At 30.5% G+C, this 17,972-nt stretch carries 18 protein-coding genes and 1 pseudogene; 17 read left to right on the plus strand and 2 right to left on the minus strand.

The window, feature by feature from the left end:
- Positions 1–22: 22 nt before the first annotated feature.
- From AC2I98_RS06070 to AC2I98_RS06085, 4 genes are all read left to right on the plus strand, one after another.
- Positions 23–826 (plus strand): sulfite exporter TauE/SafE family protein, encoded by an 804-nt coding sequence (locus AC2I98_RS06070; protein WP_486413724.1) that lies wholly within the window; start codon positions 23–25, stop codon positions 824–826.
- An 8-nt stretch (positions 827–834) separates the two neighbouring features.
- Positions 835–1,422 carry a methyltransferase domain-containing protein gene (locus AC2I98_RS06075; RefSeq protein ID WP_486413725.1) on the plus strand — a complete coding sequence of 196 codons (588 nt, stop codon included), beginning with the start codon at positions 835–837 and terminating at the stop codon, positions 1,420–1,422.
- A gap of 138 nt (positions 1,423–1,560) precedes the next feature.
- Positions 1,561–3,000 (plus strand): MBL fold metallo-hydrolase, encoded by a 1,440-nt coding sequence (locus AC2I98_RS06080; protein WP_486413726.1) that lies wholly within the window; start codon positions 1,561–1,563, stop codon positions 2,998–3,000.
- 78 nt (positions 3,001–3,078) lie between these two features.
- Positions 3,079–3,591 (plus strand): hypothetical protein, encoded by a 513-nt coding sequence (locus tag AC2I98_RS06085; protein ID WP_486413727.1) that lies wholly within the window; start codon positions 3,079–3,081, stop codon positions 3,589–3,591.
- A 13-nt stretch (positions 3,592–3,604) separates the two neighbouring features.
- On the opposite strand, the gene AC2I98_RS06090 is transcribed toward AC2I98_RS06085, so the two are convergent.
- The gene (locus tag AC2I98_RS06090) at positions 3,605–4,846 is read right to left on the minus strand and encodes a glycosyltransferase (protein WP_486413728.1); all 1,242 of its coding nucleotides are present in this window, start codon (positions 4,844–4,846) and stop codon (positions 3,605–3,607) included.
- Positions 4,847–4,946: 100 nt separating this feature from the next.
- On the opposite strand from AC2I98_RS06090, the gene AC2I98_RS06095 reads away from it, so the two are divergent.
- From AC2I98_RS06095 to AC2I98_RS06115, 5 genes are all read left to right on the plus strand, one after another.
- A complete protein-coding gene (locus AC2I98_RS06095; RefSeq protein WP_486413729.1) occupies positions 4,947–5,369 on the plus strand; it encodes a hypothetical protein in 423 nt (140 codons plus the stop codon).
- A 92-nt stretch (positions 5,370–5,461) separates the two neighbouring features.
- On the plus strand, positions 5,462–6,043 hold the full coding sequence (locus tag AC2I98_RS06100) for a MiaE family protein (RefSeq protein WP_486413730.1): 582 nt from the start codon (positions 5,462–5,464) through the stop codon (positions 6,041–6,043).
- A gap of 125 nt (positions 6,044–6,168) precedes the next feature.
- On the plus strand, positions 6,169–7,200 hold the full coding sequence (locus AC2I98_RS06105; RefSeq protein ID WP_486413731.1) for an LLM class flavin-dependent oxidoreductase: 1,032 nt from the start codon (positions 6,169–6,171) through the stop codon (positions 7,198–7,200).
- Between the two features lie 70 nt (positions 7,201–7,270).
- A complete protein-coding gene (locus AC2I98_RS06110; RefSeq protein WP_486413732.1) occupies positions 7,271–7,936 on the plus strand; it encodes a DUF2490 domain-containing protein in 666 nt (221 codons plus the stop codon).
- Positions 7,937–7,966: 30 nt separating this feature from the next.
- A complete protein-coding gene (locus AC2I98_RS06115) occupies positions 7,967–8,422 on the plus strand; it encodes a hypothetical protein (RefSeq protein WP_486413733.1) in 456 nt (151 codons plus the stop codon).
- An 82-nt stretch (positions 8,423–8,504) separates the two neighbouring features.
- Here AC2I98_RS06115 and AC2I98_RS06120 read toward each other — a convergent pair whose 3' ends face one another.
- Positions 8,505–8,744 carry a hypothetical protein gene (locus AC2I98_RS06120; RefSeq protein ID WP_486413734.1) on the minus strand — a complete coding sequence of 80 codons (240 nt, stop codon included), beginning with the start codon at positions 8,742–8,744 and terminating at the stop codon, positions 8,505–8,507.
- Positions 8,745–8,874: 130 nt separating this feature from the next.
- Between AC2I98_RS06120 and AC2I98_RS06125 the strand changes: the two are divergent.
- The 8 genes and pseudogenes from AC2I98_RS06125 to AC2I98_RS06160 all read left to right on the plus strand — a co-directional run.
- Positions 8,875–9,950, plus strand: a pseudogene (locus AC2I98_RS06125) (IS3 family transposase); the annotation flags it as partial.
- Between the two features lie 136 nt (positions 9,951–10,086).
- Positions 10,087–10,602 (plus strand): hypothetical protein, encoded by a 516-nt coding sequence (locus AC2I98_RS06130; protein WP_486413735.1) that lies wholly within the window; start codon positions 10,087–10,089, stop codon positions 10,600–10,602.
- Between the two features lie 159 nt (positions 10,603–10,761).
- A complete protein-coding gene (locus AC2I98_RS06135; RefSeq protein ID WP_486413736.1) occupies positions 10,762–12,063 on the plus strand; it encodes a GEVED domain-containing protein in 1,302 nt (433 codons plus the stop codon).
- Between the two features lie 150 nt (positions 12,064–12,213).
- Positions 12,214–12,660, plus strand: coding sequence for an HYC_CC_PP family protein (locus tag AC2I98_RS06140; RefSeq protein WP_486413737.1), 447 nt, complete (start codon positions 12,214–12,216; stop codon positions 12,658–12,660).
- Between the two features lie 129 nt (positions 12,661–12,789).
- A complete protein-coding gene (locus tag AC2I98_RS06145) occupies positions 12,790–15,036 on the plus strand; it encodes a TonB-dependent receptor (RefSeq protein ID WP_486413738.1) in 2,247 nt (748 codons plus the stop codon).
- 20 nt (positions 15,037–15,056) lie between these two features.
- Complete coding sequence (locus tag AC2I98_RS06150; RefSeq protein ID WP_486413739.1) at positions 15,057–15,422, plus strand: heavy-metal-associated domain-containing protein; 366 nt, start codon at positions 15,057–15,059, stop codon at positions 15,420–15,422.
- 184 nt (positions 15,423–15,606) lie between these two features.
- On the plus strand, positions 15,607–16,134 hold the full coding sequence (locus AC2I98_RS06155) for a tRNA methyl transferase PRC-barrel domain-containing protein (RefSeq protein ID WP_486413740.1): 528 nt from the start codon (positions 15,607–15,609) through the stop codon (positions 16,132–16,134).
- A gap of 10 nt (positions 16,135–16,144) precedes the next feature.
- The gene (locus AC2I98_RS06160; protein ID WP_486413741.1) at positions 16,145–17,929 is read left to right on the plus strand and encodes an endonuclease; all 1,785 of its coding nucleotides are present in this window, start codon (positions 16,145–16,147) and stop codon (positions 17,927–17,929) included.
- The last annotated feature ends 43 nt before the right edge of the window (positions 17,930–17,972 follow it).

The raw sequence follows: 17,972 nt of genomic DNA on the forward strand, positions 1-17,972 counted from the left end.
TTGTAAAAATCGAGAGAAAAAAATGGATTTTATAGAGTTTTTTGGTTTTGTAGGTGCTTTTTTCATTGGACTTATTATGGGAGTTCTTGGTGGTGGGGGATCTATATTAGCAGTTCCTATCTTAGCGTATATTTTTCATTTCGACGAAAAAATTGCAACTGCTTATTCATTATGTATCGTTGGATCTACAGGATTGATTGGAGGAATAAAGCAAGCTACTCAAAAAATGGTCGATTGGAAAGTCGTTACCCAATTTGGTTTTCCAGCAGTAATTGGAATCACATTGGTTCGTGCTTTCTTAATTCCTGCTTTACCAAGTAATTTATTTCATATAGGTGATTTTATAGTCACTCGTCGAATGGCAATGTTCGGATTATTTGCTGTACTTATGCTTTTTGCAGCAATGTCTATGCTAAAAGGTAAAAAAGAAGTAGAAAGCATTCAGAAAAATGATAAACTTAATCCAATCTTATTAATTCAAGGATTTTTAATCGGAGGATTAACAGGTATGGTTGGTGCTGGTGGAGGTTTTTTAATTGTTCCTGCATTAATGATGGTTGCAAAATTAGACATGAAAAAAGCTTCAGCAACTTCATTGGTTATTATCGCAATCAATTCATTAATCGGATTTTTTATTGGAGATGCTTTACACATTAAAATTGATTGGGGATTTTTAAGTATTTTCATTGGAATTTCAATGGTCGGAATTCTTGTAGGAACATACATTAACAAGTTTTTACCTGTACAATTTTTAAAACGAACATTTGCTATATTCATTATCTTAATGGCTATATTCATGTTCATTGAAGAATTTATAATTCAATAATTTATAATATGGAATTCAACGAAAATTTTTGGAACAATAAATACAACAATAATGAAACGGGCTGGGATCTTAAAGCTCCTTCTACTCCGTTAAAAGAATATATTGACCAATTAGAAGATAAAAATATCAGAATTTTGATTCCTGGTTGTGGAAATGCTTACGAAGCAGAATATCTTTTGGAGAAAGGTTTTACAAACATAACACTAATTGATATTGCTGAAATTGTAGTCGAAAAAATCAAAGATAAGTTTAAAGATAATCCTCATATTAAAGTTCTACACAAAGATTTTTTTGAGTTGGAAGATCAATTTGATTTGATTTTAGAACAAACTTTTTTCTGTGCTTTAGATCCTAAATTACGTTCACAATACAGTATCAAAATGAATCAATTACTAGCTGAAAACGGAAAGTTAGTTGGTGTTTTATTTAACCGAGAATTTGGCAATGATACACCTCCTTTTGGTGGAGAAATAGCTGAATATCAAACTTATTTTAACGATTATTTTGATTTCAAGGTGATGGAAAATTGTTATAATTCGATTCCTCCACGAGCAGGAAGTGAATTGTTTATCAATTTAAAAAAGATGTCGAAATAACCTATGATTTCATTCATAGTTTTAACTATAACTATCAATCTTATTTGATTTTAAATAGAAGAAAAGTATCAGAATTCGTCCTTTTGCGGAAAATTCTAATTTTAATTATTTGTATTTTTACACACTAAATTCATTCTTATGAAAATTGAACAAATTTACACCGGATGTCTTGCACAAGGTGCTTATTATATAGAAAGCAATGGCGAAGTTGCTATTATTGATCCTTTGAGAGAAACACAATCTTACATCGATCAGGCAACAAAAGATAACGCAAAAATTAAATATATTTTTGAAACGCATTTCCATGCAGATTTCGTTTCTGGACATGTCGATTTAGCACAAAAAACAGGTGCAACAATCGTTTACGGTCCAACTGCTGAAACAAATTTTGATGCACATATCGCCACTGATGGAGAAGTTTTTGCTTTAGGAAATATTACCATCACAGCTTTGCATACACCTGGTCATACAATGGAAAGTACGACATATTTATTGAAGGATGAAAACGGAAAAGATTACGCAATTTTTACAGGTGACACTTTATTTATTGGTGATGTTGGTCGTCCAGATTTAGCACAAAAATTAAATACAGATTTAACGCAAGAAAAATTAGCAGGTTATTTGTTTGATTCGTTACGTAACAAAATTATGCCTTTGGCTGATGACATCATTGTATATCCTGCACACGGAGCGGGTTCTGCATGTGGAAAAAATATGAGCAAAGAAACTTTTGACTCTTTAGGAAATCAAAAAAATGTAAACTACGCGTTGAATGCTAATATGACAAAAGAGGAATTTATCACTGAGCTAACTTCAGGTTTAATGCCTCCTCCATTCTATTTTCCAGAAAATGTAATGATGAATAAATTGGGAGTAGAATCTTTGGATGTTGTGAAAGAGCGTGCAAATAAAGCTTTATCTCCTGACGAATTTATTCAAGTTGCTGAAGATACAAATGCTTTAATTTTAGATGTACGTGATCCACAAACTTTCGCAGCAGGATTTATCCCAAACTCGATTAATATAGGTATCAAAGGAGGTTTTGCTCCTTGGGTTGGTACTTTAATTACAGATATCAAACAACCTATTTTATTAATTGCAGAAGTTGGTGCAGAAGAAGAAACTGTAACACGTTTAGCACGTGTTGGGTACGATAATGTGATTGGATTTTTGAACAATGGTTTCCAAGCTTGGCTTGATGCTGAAAAAGATTTTGATGAAATTGTTTCTGTTTCTCCTGAGGAATTTGCAGAATTGGTTGACGAAACAGAATTAAAAGTTTTAGATGTTCGTAAACCAGGTGAATTTGAAACTGCTCATGTAGAAGGTGCAATTACTGCTCCTTTAGATTTCATTAACGAATCAATGAAATTAATAGATCCTGAAGAAACCTATTTAGTACATTGTGCTGGTGGATATCGTTCGATGATTTTCACTTCTATCTTACGCGCTCGTGGTTATGAAAATTTAATTGATGTTGCCGGAGGTTTTGGTAAAATAAAAGAGGTTGAAGGAGTAAAAATCGTAGAAGGAATTTCTCCATGTCAATCAGGAAATAATTCTTGCTCAATGAAATAAACAATTTTTATTTAGAAATAACGTTATAGCCTTGGAACACCAAGGCTATTTTCGTCTTAGTTCATTCAAACTCTATTCATGAAAAATATAGTATACATTTGTGCCTTACTCTTTTGCTCAACCCTGTTTGCTCAACAAAAAATACGTGGAGCAGAATCGTTTGTATTAACGATTCCAAAAGATTTTCAACGTACAATTGGTATAAATGATTATGCCGCTATTCAATTTGAAAGTGTTGCTCCAAAACCAAATTCGTACGGTTTTTTAATCTTCGAACACAAAGATGAATTAAAATTAAGTGATACAAAACTTGATATGATTGATTATACATTAAATTCAATCGAGCCTTATACTACACAAAACGGGTTTAAATACATAAAAAAACCATACGTTTCTTACGAACAAGGATTTAATTTCGCTTATTCTGAATTCGAAACAAACGAACCAGAATCTGGTCATATTTATTTCTTACAAACAGTTATAGAAACCAAAGAATTTGTGTATCAAATTTTACAATATTGTAGTTTCGAAAATCAAGAACTCATGAAAAGTGATTTTGTCTCTATTGTTAATAGTTTCAAATTAAAATAAACAAAAAACCTTCCTATTTCGGAAGGTTTTTATTTTTCTGTTCTATCCAAAGAGACATATATTTTGTACTTTGATTGGTATGATGTTGTAAAATTTGACCAATAAAATTCTGATTTCGATGCAAAGTTAAATTCTCTTCAATTGATTTAATTGCAGCTAAAAAATCAGCTTCAAATTTATTTTTATTGTAATTTTCATTCAGAATTTTAATTCCGTTTTGTTGTGCAATTTTCCACTCATTCTCATTATTGTAAAGTAAAACTGCTTTCTCTACAAAAACTTCAAAATCATCTTCTACAAAACCATTCCAAGCGAAATTATTTTTCATTGCTTCTGCACCAATCGTTGTCGTAACCGAAGGAGTTCCTGTTTGCATCGCATCTACAAACTTTCCTTTTACACCAGCGCCAAAATTTATAGGAGCTAACAAAATTTTGTAATTTGACATAGTTTCTTGCGCGTTTTCTGCTCTACCTTTTATAAAAAATCGTTCAGACGAATTATTTAATTGCAAAACTTTTTGCGTCGCATAAGCGCCATAAATATGCAATTCGGCTTTTGGGAGTTTCTTTCTCAAAATTGGCCAAATCTCTTTCTTTAAAGTTTGAATACAATTAAAATTAGGCTCATGAATAAAATTTCCTATAAACATAAAATGTTTTCTTTCTTCGAAACTTTTCCAATATTTTATTTTCTCTTCAGTGATTTCAGCTTCTAAAAAAGGAAGATAATACAAAAGGTTTTCATCAATTTTGAATTGTTTTTGAAGAATCTCAATCTCTTTTTTCGAAATCATCAACGATAAATCGCAACGTAAAATTGAAGCTATTTCTCGTTTAGCTAAATCAGAAAATAATAATTCAGCAGTAAATTCAATTCCTTTTTTACTTGCTTCTTGTCGTGCATTTCGAAGAAAATGTAGATCTTCTGTATCCAAAATTTTCAATGCATTTGAACATTCTTTTGATACACGCCAACCATATTGTTCCTCAATCATAAAACGATCAAAAACAACAAGTTCTGGTTTAAGTTCACGAACAAAAACATCAAAACTTTCATCATTTAATTGAATATCAACTTCTTTTACACCTTTCGAAATCAAATCAAAACTAAAATCTGATTTTGAAGCTGCACAAGCAAAAGTAATCTCTACATCAAGTTTTTTGAAACAATCAATTAACTGAATCATTCGAGTTCCTGCTGCCGAAGAAGTTGGTTCTGGCCAAACTTGACCAATGATTAAAAGTTTTTTCATCCAACAAAATTACACTTTCTGTCTATTTCTAGGAAGAATAAATATTAAACAAATAATTTGGTTTATTTTAATGTAAATTTGCAAGCTAAAATTATATAAAATGTCTTATCAAGCTGTATTTGCTGAGTTTTACGAAGAAGTAAAATCAAGTATCAAAGAAGGAACTTTTGCTAAACTTACAATGGCTAAAACTATTGGAGATACTGATCTTAAGAATATTTTCGTTCGTTTGCATTTTTTGGAAGATAATACATACAATTTTGCTTTCACTTTTCGTTATAAAACTGAAGAAGTTGAGCAATTTCATAGCATCGAACAAACTTTTCTAATTTTGAGTTCATACATCAAAAATCCCTTTACAAATGCGTTATTGTTTACAACTGAAAAAGATTTGGTCTTTAAAGTAAACAAAAAAAATGCTGCAAGTTTAACAGAGCAAGCTCCAACTTTTAAACACGCATCAGATGTAATGATTGAAATGATTGAGAAAAAATCATCTAATAAAATTGTGTTCAATTTATGAAATTACTCGATTCTTGAAAAAATGATAAGAATCTTGACGTGCCATTTTACACAATATAATTTCGTAAATTTGAGCTTTAAGAATTTTTGAAAATGCTTGGATTAAAACTTTTAACAGACCCGCGTTGGGCTGATATTGCGGAAAGAAATTTAGAAGAAATTTTAACAGATCATGCTTGGTGCGAACAAAAAGCAGCGACAAATGCGATAACAATGATTGCATATAATTCTGAACATGACGAATTTATTCAGGAAATGTCTGATATCGCAATAGAAGAAATGCAACATTTTAAAATGGTTGTGGAAATTATCGAACGTCGCGGTTATAAATTAGGTCGCGAGCGAAAAGATGATTATGTTGGTCAATTGATGAAATTTTGTAAAAAAGATGGTTCTCGTAATATGGCTTTTATTGATCGTCTGTTATTTGCAGCGATGATTGAAGCAAGAAGTTGCGAACGTTTTAGAGTATTATCTCAAAATATAAACGACGAAGAATTAGCAACATTCTATTACGATTTGATGGTTTCGGAAGCAAATCATTATACCACTTTCTTAAATTTTGCACGAAAATTATCGACTGATGTTGATGTTGATAAACGTTGGAAAGAATGGTTAGATTTTGAAGGAAATTTGATTCAATCTTATGGAAATAAAGAAGCAATACATGGATAGAATCCAGTTAAAAAATATAAAAAGAGTTCTTTCAATTTAGATTTGGAAGAACTCTTTTTCTTTCCTACCCTACATCAATTTAAATCAAAATTTCTATGCGTAAATTTGACTAAATCTAAAATAGTATGGAATTAGGAATAGGAATGTTTGGTGATCTACACATTGATCCAAAAACTGGTTATACGCAAACTCCTCAACAACGTATGGCTGAGATTATAGAGGAAGTAAAATTAATGGACGAAGTAGGATTAGATTTCTTCGGAATTGGAGAACATCACCGTCCTGATTATGCAGTTTCTTCGCCAGAAATTATTTTGGCAGCTTTGTCTACAGTAACCAAAAATATTAAGTTGGGAAGCGCCGTTTCGGTAATTAGTTCTACTGATCCTGTAAAGTTATTTCAAGATTTTTCGACTGTCGATAATTTATCAAACGGACGAGCAGAAATCATGGCAGGACGTGGTTCTTTTATCGAATCTTTTCCTCTTTTTGGTTATGATTTGAATGATTATGATACACTTTTTGACGAAAAGCTTCGTTTGCTTTTAACGTTAAACGAAAATGAAGTGATTAATTGGCGTGGAAATTATAGAATGCCGATTATCAATCAAAGTGTATATCCTAAACCTGTTCAAGAAAAATTACCAATTTGGATTGCAGTTGGTGGAACAAAATCATCGATTGTACGAGCTGCAACATTAGGTTTACCTATTATTTTTGCAATTATTGGTGGAAATCCAGCTGATTTTAACTTCTTATTTGATATTTATAAACAAGTTTATCTCGAAAATGGACACGACATAAATAATATGCAAATTGGGGTTCATATGCATTCATTCTTTGGAAATGACAGTGAAAAAGTAGCCGAAGAGTATTTCCCAATTTATGGTGCTCAAATGGATAGAATTGGGGCAAGCAGAGGATGGCCAAAATATACAAAACCACAATTTGATTATGGACGTTCTACAAAAGGACATCTGGTTGTTGGAGATGCTACGTTAGCAATTGATCGTATCTTAAAATACCACGAAATGTTTGGTTTAACTCGTTTTTCTGCACATATGGATGTTGGGGCTCCAAATCACTTAGATATGATGAAATCTATCGAGATTTTTGGAAAAGGAGTTTTGCCAAAAGTAAAAGAAGCGACAAAATAAATTTAACATATACTGACAAAAGACACGAATCATTTTCGTGTCTTTTTATATTTTCGTACAAATTGGATGAATGAAACATTTTTTAACGAGTATCATTGTTTTAGCAGGAATTAATCTACATGCACAAGAAAGTGATTTTAGAACATGGAATGCTTTAAATATCAACCAAAAGATTAATCAAGATTTTAGTTTTCAATCCGATATTCAATATCGCTCGTACGAAGATGTGGATCAATTAAATCAGCTTTTGATTCGTGGTGGAATTGGTTACAACTTAACAGAGAATAACAACACTGTTTTAGCTGGTTACGCTTATATTTTAAACAGAACACCTTCTAAAACTGACGGTTATGCACATAACCACGAACATAGATTATTTCAGCAATTTAATACAAAACATGCGTTACAACGTTTTAATTTTGCACACCGATTTCGTGTAGAAGAACGTTTTTTGGAACATGATACACAGTTTAGATTTCGCTATCAATTAACAGCTACAATTCCACTAAATAATTCTAAACTAATTGAAAATACATGGTATTTGAAAGCTTATGACGAAATATTGTTACAAGCTGTAAAAGATAAGACGTTTGATAGAAATCGAATAGGTTTGAGTTTAGGTTATGTTATTTCGCCAACTTTTAGTTTAGAAGCTGGTTATATGTTACAAAGTCAAAAAACATCACACACAGATCAATTGATGATTGGCTTGACGATAAATAATTTGATAAAATAAGATTTTATATTACTTCTAAAAATACAGTTCATGAAAAAAATAACATTCTTTTTACTTTTCATATTTTCATTTGCATTCGCGCAAGAAAACCAAACAGAAACAATGCTAATTTATCCAAAATGTGAAAAATTTGTAAAAAAAGGTAATGAGAGTTTACAGAATTGCTTTTTAGAAAAATTAGTTAATGAACTAGCTGAATCTGCTACTTATATTCTGAGTAGAGATAAAATTCTTTATGCAGATTTGAAAGTTGAAATCAGATTTATAATTGATAAAAATGGGAAGTTTACTTCTTTAGAGTATTTTGGTAGTCCTGAAAATCAAAGAATAACGAAAGAAGCTTTTGAACGTTATCTTACTAATTTAGATAAAAAGAAAAAGATTATTATCCCTACAAAAGATGAAAATGGAAATTCTATTGCGAAATCATTTAGAATCCCATTTCAATTCAAATACAACAAACAATATATCAATAATATAAATTAAAAAGATTTAATCATTAATGATAATTCTTTTCAATTTTAGTACTGAAATAACCTGCTCCTTTATAATAAAATGTATCGTAATATTACTTTACAAAATAATACCAAGGTATGTCAAATTTACCTCGTTTTTGAGCAATTTTTATTTTTTCACCCTCAAAACTTGAATAATACTTTTTATAATCAACTTTAATTTTTTTTGAAAGAACTTTATTATTCCAACCTTCATAGACTAAATAGTAACTTGATCCTCCTTTACTTTTCCTTTCTTCGATTTTTTGCGAAATAGTCGTTTCGTAAATTTCAGGAATAGATTTATCATACATACAATTTATTGGAATGATTGATGAAACACTAAATATTTCAATTAAAACAATTATAAAAAGATTATAAATTATGTAATCTTCCCCAAAAAAAGCTACGAATAAAAGTAGAATATTTTTTAAATTAGGAAGTATGAAAAAAAGCAAATTTTCAGAAGTACAAATCATCAAGATTATCTCTGAACAGGACAAAGGCAAAACCTTTATGGACATTTGTCGTGAATACGGAATCAGTCAACCGACTTTTTATCAATGGAAGAGTAAATATTCGGGAATGGATGCTAATAAACTCAAACAGTTGAAAGAAATGGAGAAAGAATTAGCCCAATATAAAAAGATCGTTGCAGAATTAACCCTTCAAAACACGGTTTTAAAAACTGTTATCGAAAAAAAGCTCTAATGCCTGACGAAAAACGTGAATTGGTTGATTTCTCTCGCGAGGAGGTTAAACTCAGTCTTCGTCAGGCCTGTATTTTGTTCTGTATCAGCACATCGGTGTTTTATTATCGTCCAAAACGTAACAATCAGGACGATTTAATCATTCAAGAACTCTCTGCGTTAGCAGATTTAAACAAAACATGGGGTTTTTGGTTGACGTTTCATCGGTTTAGAAAATTGAATTATTCTTGGAACCATAAACGTGTTTATCGAGTTTACAAAATGATGCGTTTAAATTTGAGAAATAAACGTAAAAAACGATTGCCTACACGTGTAAAAGAGCCGCTTTTGCGCCCGATTAATCATAACATTACGTGGAGTATTGATTTTATGCAAGATGCTTTGCAGAATGGTAAAAAAGTGCGTTCATTAAATATTTTGGATGATTTTAACCGAGAAATTTTAGCAATCGCCGTTGATACAAGTTTACCTTCTGCGCGAGTTGTAAGAGAGCTTGAAAATTTAATCGAATGGAGAGGAAAACCAGAGCGAATAAGAGTTGATAATGGACCAGAATTTATTGCAAACGCTCTAAAAGATTGGTGTAGAAAGCATTCTATCGAACTAAGCTATATTCTACCAGGTAAACCAACGCAAAACAGTTTGATCGAACGTTTTAACAGAACATTTCGACAAGAAGTTTTGGATTGTTTTATGTTTTCAACAATCAAGCAATTCAAAATATTCTCTCAAGCTTGGATGTGGATGTACAATAATGAAAGACCGCACGCGAGTCTGGGATACCTTACTCCACACGAGTTTTTATTGAAATATGAAAAAATCAATAAACAGAATACAAAAGAATTTCCAACATTTCAACAGGATAATTGTAGTAATAATCAATGGAAATCTTTAGTTTTGAATGTAGCTAGTTGAGGGAAGGTTACACAATTAAAAATTTAACCTTATGAAAAAGTTGATTCTTCCTATTCTTATTTTTAGTATTTTTTCAAGTTGTCAATCAAAAGAATCAAATCATCCGACAGAAAAAAAAGTTGAAAGTAAAGTAAAAGATTCTTTGAAGGAAAACACTACAAATTATAATGTAGCACTTGATTTTGCAAATAAATATGTAGATTATATAAATGATACGATAGGAAAAATTAGTGTTGATGAGTATGTGAAACAAGACGAATTGTTGACAAAAAATTTTAAGGATCGATACAAATTTATTCAAGATTCTGCTTATAAAGCAGAACCAGAAGTTGGTTTAGATTTTGATCCAATTATTGACGCACAAGATTTACCTGATAAAGGATTTAAAATAAAATCGATTGATAAATCTTCGGGATTTGTAACCTTGCAAGGAATAGATTGGCAAGATTTTGAAATGGTTTTGAAAGTTGTTAACGAAGATAATAAATCTTTGGTTGATGGTTCTGGAATAATTAATATCCCAACAAATAAACAAGCGAAGAGGTAGATTTATTTGATTAATATAGTTGGTGTATTTTTAACAACATGGTTAAATCGATTTTAAAAGTATTTACTGGACAGTAAAATAGAATTTCTTAATAGTTTTATGATGATTTGTAAACGAATTATTGTAGTTTTAAAATAATTAACACTAATAAATATGATTATGAAGAAAAATTCTACATTTTTAAAATCTTTTTTCTTGCTGTCTTTTGGTTTTTCTGGATTTTGCGCTAATGCGCAATATTGTATTCCAGAAGAATTGATGTGCGAGTTTGGAGATAAAATAATTAATGTAAATATTAATGGACAACTTAATGCTACTGATTGTTCTGAGAATGGTTACAATGATTATACAACTTCTGTAACACCTTTTGAATTGAAATCTGGTGGTGTAAATCAATTTGATATTACTGTAGAAGACGGAAATTATGAAGAAACTGTAATGGTTTGGATTGATTTTAATAAGAATAATAAATTTGATACAGACGAATATTTTTTGATTGGTAGTGCTGTATTTGATGATTATGGAACAGGAGAATCTAAAATTATTTCTAAGTCTATCCAAATTCCGTCTACAGTTGAAGATGGTCAATATAGAATGCGTGTTAAAGTTTTAGACGGATTAGATGAAGATCCAAGTTATTCTTGTGATGTGTATTTTTGGGATGACGAAGGACAAGAAGAGTTTAGATGGCCATTTGGAGAAGTAGAAGATTATTTGGTTAATGTAACAAAACAACAAGAAGTAACGTATTGTAGTCCTGTTGATATAATGTGTGATGATGATGATGCAATTCACAAAGTAACTTTTGGTTCAATCAATAATTCATCTACTTGTGAAGATGGAGGAATTTCTAATTATACAAATCAATCAACAAAAGTAGAAAAAGGAAAATCATATCCAATTTCTGTTGTAATAGGAAGTGGATGGAAATATGAATCTGTAGGCGCTTGGATTGATTATAATCAAGATGGTGTTTTTACACAAAACGAATTTACATTAATTGGAACACATGTTTATCCTTCTAATTCTAATAATGGCTTAACAGCTGAACTTAAAAAAGACCTTACAATTCCGTCAGATGCTTTACTAGGAAGTACAAGAATGCGATTACGTATAAGAGCTACAGGACCAGATCAGCCAGATATTACTTACGATGCAATATGTGAAGATGAAGACTTTGGAGAAATTGAAGATTACACAATTATAATAGAAGATAAATTATCAGTATCTGAAGTTACGAAGTCATCATTCAATATTATCAGAAGAAATAACGAAAATATCGTTGTAAGTACTGATGTATTAACTGAAATTAATTTATATTCAATTAATGGACAAAAAGTAAACACATATAAAGTTTCAACAAAAGAATTTACTCTACCAACATCTACTCCAAAAGGAGTTTACGTTTTGAAAGCAAAAACTATAGATGGAAAAGAGTTTACTAAAAAAGTTTTATTTTAGAGCTTATAGTTAAAAATAAATAAAAAGAGAAGGCTTTTATGGTCTTCTCTTTTTGTATAAATCAGATAATTCTATAAACAAGTCAGAAAATCATGTAAATTTTCTATTCCTTATGTTTCAAATTTTTGTTTATTTTTGTCCAATATGAAAATGCAACAGTACATAAAGTATGTTTTGTCGGTGGTTTTGATTTTTTCAAATCTTAGCTACGCATTTTCTATGCATTTTTGTCAAGGAGAAATAGAACAAGTGACGATGAATCATTTGGATAATAATTCGTGTGAAATGGAAGTTTCTACTTCGTGTTGTCCTCCAAAAACAGAAAAAAAACATTGCGAATTACCAGAAAACAATAAATCTAAAAAAGACGATTGTTGCAAGGATATTTCGTATTCGGATAAGTTTGTAGAAAAGCAAACGGTTAAAATTCAGAAAATTGTTCCAATTGATTTTATTGCAAGCGAGGCTCTTCAGATTCAAATTCCTGCAGTAAATAAAGAGGAAAACAATCAATTAAATTTTCTTGATTTTTATGTTGCGTCAAATGCACCACCAAATTATATACTTAATTCTCAATTAACATTTTACGAAGGATAATAGAAATTTTTTCTAATTAATAATTAATTAGAAAGCAATACGCTATTATTTTGAATATTAAAGTACTTAATCAAATTACAATCAAAAAGTACATAATAATAAATAGGCATTATGCCTTAAATCGTAAAAATGAAAAAAATATTCACTTCAGTATTTATACTAAGTGCAGCGTTAACTTACGCGCAATCTACTTTAAAAGGAAAAATAACAGATCAAAATCAACAACCTATTGCAGGAGCAGAAGTGTTTTGGCAATCGTCAGATATTTCTGTTATAACAGATGAAAAAGGGAATTTTGAAATAGAAAATTATCAACCAACATCTATTTTAAGTGTTTTTTATGAGAATGAAACAACAACTTTTAAAGAGTTGAAAGATGAATTTCAGAATATCATAATTAATGTAAAAGATCAATTCAGTGATACATCATTAAAAGAAGTTGTGGTTCGTGATGTAAGTAGTTCACTGAAAAAATCGAAGTTTGCAACAAATATGACAACGATGACTGGAAAAGAATTGTTGAAAGCTGCTTGTTGTAATTTAGCCGAATCTTTTGAAACTAATCCATCAATTGATGTTAATTTTTCGGATGCTGTAACTGGAAATAAACAAATAAAAATGTTGGGATTAACTTCGCCATATATTTTGATTGCCGAAGAAAATATTCCGAATGTTCGTGGAGCTTCACAAGCTTTTGGACTTAGTTTTACGCCAGGAACTTGGGTAGAAAGTATTCAGGTGACGAAAGGTGCAGGAACTGTGATAAATGGTTACGAAAGTATTTCGGGACAGATTAATACCGAATTAATTAAACCTTCAAATGACATTCCATTATTTGTCAATTTATTTGGTTCGACAGATTCGCGTTTCGAAGGAAATGTGCATTTAAACAAAAAACTGAACGATAAATGGAGCTCGTCTTTGTTTCTACATGGAAATGCGCGTGTTTCGAAGAATGATATGAACGATGATGGATTTTTAGATAATCCGCTTGGGCATCAAGTGAATGTGATGAATCGTTGGCAATATCAAAACTTAGAAAAAGGTTGGGTTGGTTTCTTGTCTGTACGATATTTGAATGATCAAAAACAAGCCGGACAAGTAGATTTTGATAGAGATCGAGATAAATTGACAACAAATTATTGGGGATCAGAAATTAATACAAATCGTGTTGATGTTTCGTCAAAAGTAGGGTATGTTTTTCCAGAAATGCCTTATCAAAGTATGGGATTACAAACAGCGTTTAGTTATCACAAACAAGATTCTTATTTCGGATTGAATCAATATGATATCGAGCAACAAAGTTTTTATGCAAACTATATTTTCAGTTCGATTATTAGCAATACAAAAAATAAATTCTCGACAGGAGCTAGTTTTACTTATGATAAATTCAAAGAATTTGTAGCACTTCCGACGGGTGCAAATTATGATCGAATTGATAATTCTGCTGGAGCTTTCTTTGAATATACGTTTGATAATATGAAGAATTTCAACATGATTGCTGGACTTCGTGCGGATTATCATAATCGAATGGGCTTCTTTTTAACGCCTCGTTTACACACACGTTATACACCTGTAAAAGGAACAACTATAAAAGCATCTGTTGGTCGAGGAAAACGAATCAATAATATTTTTGCCGAAAATCAAAATTTATTTGCTTCGTCAAGACAATTTAATATTATTGGCGATGGTGGAAAAATCTATGGTTTGGATCCCGAAATTGCTTGGAATTATGGATTTAGTGTAACACAAGAATTCAAACTATTTGGTAAAAATGCTGATGTTACAGCCGATTTTTATCGTACAGATTTCGAAAACCAAATTGTGACTGATATCGATTATTCAGCTCGACAAGTAAGATTTTATAATTTAGAAGGAAATTCTTATGCAAATTCTTTTCAATTTGATTTTAATTATAATCCTTTTACACATTTCAAAATTAGAGCATCTTACAAATATTATGATATCGCAACTGATTATGAAAATGGTAAATTAGAACGTCCATTACAAGCGAAGCATCGTTTCTTTACAAATTTAGAATACGAAACACACGAAAGAAATGGTAAAAATTGGCGCTTTGATGTAACATATAATTGGATAGGAAAACAACGTTTACCAAATACTTCGGATAATTTACCAGAGAATCAATTAAACGATTATTCTAATCCTTTCGGAACTATGAATTTTCAAATTACTCGAGTTTTCTCAAAACGATTTGAAGTTTACGTAGGTGGAGAAAATGTGACGAATTATCAGCAACATCGTGTAATTCTAGGAGCAGATAATCCATTGGGATCAAATTTCGATAGCTCGATTGTTTATGCACCAATTTTTGGTCAAATGTATTATGCAGGATTACGATTTAGTTTAAAATAAAAAATCATAAATAAATAACAATGAAAAAATTATTAGCTTTTGCTTTGGTTGCGACGTTAGGAATAAGCGCACAAGCACAAAATAAAAATGCAAAACATGATTTGCATGTAAAAGGAAATTGTGGTCAATGTAAAGATCGTATAGAAAAAGCGGCTTATGGTGTAAAAGGTGTGAAATCTGCTGAATGGGATAGTAATACGCAAAATTTACATATAATATTGAATGAAAAAAAGAGTAAAGTGGATGATGTAGAAAATGCTGTAGTAGCGGTTGGGCATGATACAGATAATAAACGTGCTGAAGATAAAACGTATGGTAACCTACCTTCTTGTTGCTCTTATGATCGAGAAGGTGCTGTTGGTGAAGCGAACACACATAGTCATTAAAAAATAAAGATTATAGAATCATCAATATATAAAAATCCATCTGTTTTTAAGATGGATTTTTTTGTTTATAAAGTGTTAATAGTAAACGAATAAATATTTACATCTTTAACGTTTAATTAACATTACGTGCTTATATTTGTAACCTTTCCTTTATTGAAAAAAATAATAATAAAGAAAATATGAAATGAAAATTGGTCAAATTGTAGAAATTCCTGAAAATTCTCCGATATATTATAGAGAAAAACCATCTTTTAAATCAAAAGAAGAAGAACTTTCATGGAAAGTAGCTCAAAGAAAATATTCTCTTTTTGATGGTTTTATAGTTGGACAGCATGATGGAATTGAAAAATTTGAAATTGGACAACGAAAAGGCTTGAATATTAGTGGTAAAAAATTACCTATTTATGTAATTGACATTGATATGATTGAGAATAGGATTTTTGTTGGACAAGGAAAAAATCATCCAGGTTTATTTTCTGATGTTTTATTGTTTACTGAACAAAATATAGAATTTAAAAAAAATTCGATATTAATAAATGATAGTATTGTAAAAGTTGATTCTTCAATTTTAAATCATTCAGTAAATGCAAAATTTTACCAATTTGGGAAAAACTATTTTTTGGAATTTAACGAACAAATTCCGTTGATGATTGAAAATTACACAATAGGACTTTCTTATGAAAATAAGGATGTTATAATCTTAAATAAATAATTATTTGAAAATGAAATTGAAATTTACTTTTTTTTCTTTGGCTTTGGCACTATTTGCACAAGCTCAAAAAGCTCCAACTTATTATTCGAGCATAAATTTTAATAAGACTAAAAATGAGTTAAAAAATGACTTGGCTACTCTTATTACTTCTACTCATAAAAATGAAATTGCATATTCTGCTGGATTAGCAAATCTTTTTAAGACGAGTGATGCAGATTTAGAAAATCCTTCGAATTTATTATTAATCTATGGATCACAAAGTTCTGGAACTCATCAAAGAAGTCGTCCTTATTCAGGGTCATGGAATAGAGAACATGTTTATGCAAAATCTAAAGGAACACCTAACTTAGGTACTTCTGGACCTGGAGCGGATGGACATCATTTACGCCCTGCAGATGTAACACTAAATAGTACAAGAGGAAATTTATTATTTGATGATGGCGTTGGTGCTATGGCTATGAAAACTGCTCGTGGAGGTTGGTATCCAGGAGAAGAATGGAAAGGAGATGTAGCTCGTATTTTGATGTATATGTATGTTAGATATGATAAAAGAACTTTACCTCTTAATATTACATTCGGACCAAGTACTTATTCATCTGATTTTCCGGATATTCTATTAAAATGGAATATAGAAGATCCAGTTTCTCCATTGGAAATTCAAAGAAATAACGTTGTAGCGAATGTTCAAGGAAATAGAAATCCATTTATCGATAATCCATATTTAGCAACTGTTATTTGGGGAGGTCCTAAAGCGCAAAATAATTGGCCAGAATCTTTTGGTGAAGGAGGAGGTTCTGAAGAGGATACTGAAAAACCTACTGCACCAACAAATTTAGCTTCAACAACGATTACGTCATCAAGTGTGTCGTTAATTTGGACAGCTTCTACAGATAATGTAGGTGTTAATAGATATGATATTTATGTAGACAATACATATAATACAACTGTTTATAGTAATAACGGAACAGTTTCTGGATTAAATTCTTCAACAACTTATTCTTTTTATGTTGTTGCAAAAGATGCAGCTGGAAATAAATCGGATAATAGTACTGCAATTCAAGTAACAACAAAAGAATCTAATACAGGAGGAGGTTCAGGAGAAGGAACAAGCTGTGGAACAGAGGATTTTGAAAATATTCCATCTACAGGAAGCACACCTCCAGCATCATCTTATACAGATAGAACTTGGTCGAATAGAGGAATTGTGTGGACTGCAACAAATGCAAGAACAGACAAGCAAATTTATATCGATGGAGATAGTAATAAAGCAATTTGTATTAGAAAAGGAAATTTAAAATCATCTACAATTTCTGGAGGAATCGGCTCTTTATCTGTTAAAGCATATTTACCTTTTTCTGACTCTGAAGGATTTTATACTTTAAAAATTAACGGAGTAGTAAAAGGACAGATTCCTTATTCTAAGACAGCTAAAACAACAAAAATAGATAATATTAATGTTGAAGGGGATGTTGTAATTGAGTTAGTTGATGAAACTACAAGTAATCGAGTATCTTTTGATAACTTATCTTGGACTTGCTACGAAAAATTAACGACAGAGGATGTTCAAAAACAAGATAATAAATTGGTTGTTTATCCAAATCCAGTTAAAAATCATGAATTTATCATCAACGGAATCGAGAATAAAGAAACTATTCAAATTTATAATTTAAATGGACAATTGGTTCAAACAATTCAAAATGTAACTAATAATTCTAAAGTTAGATTGAATAAATTACCAAAAGGAGTTTATATTATTAAGACTAAAAATCAATCAAATAAGATTATTGTAAATTAATCAATAATCTTATTTATAAAAAAAACTCCACTCAATTTGAGTG

This window comes from Empedobacter sp. EJD.6dd, from assembly GCF_057369435.1.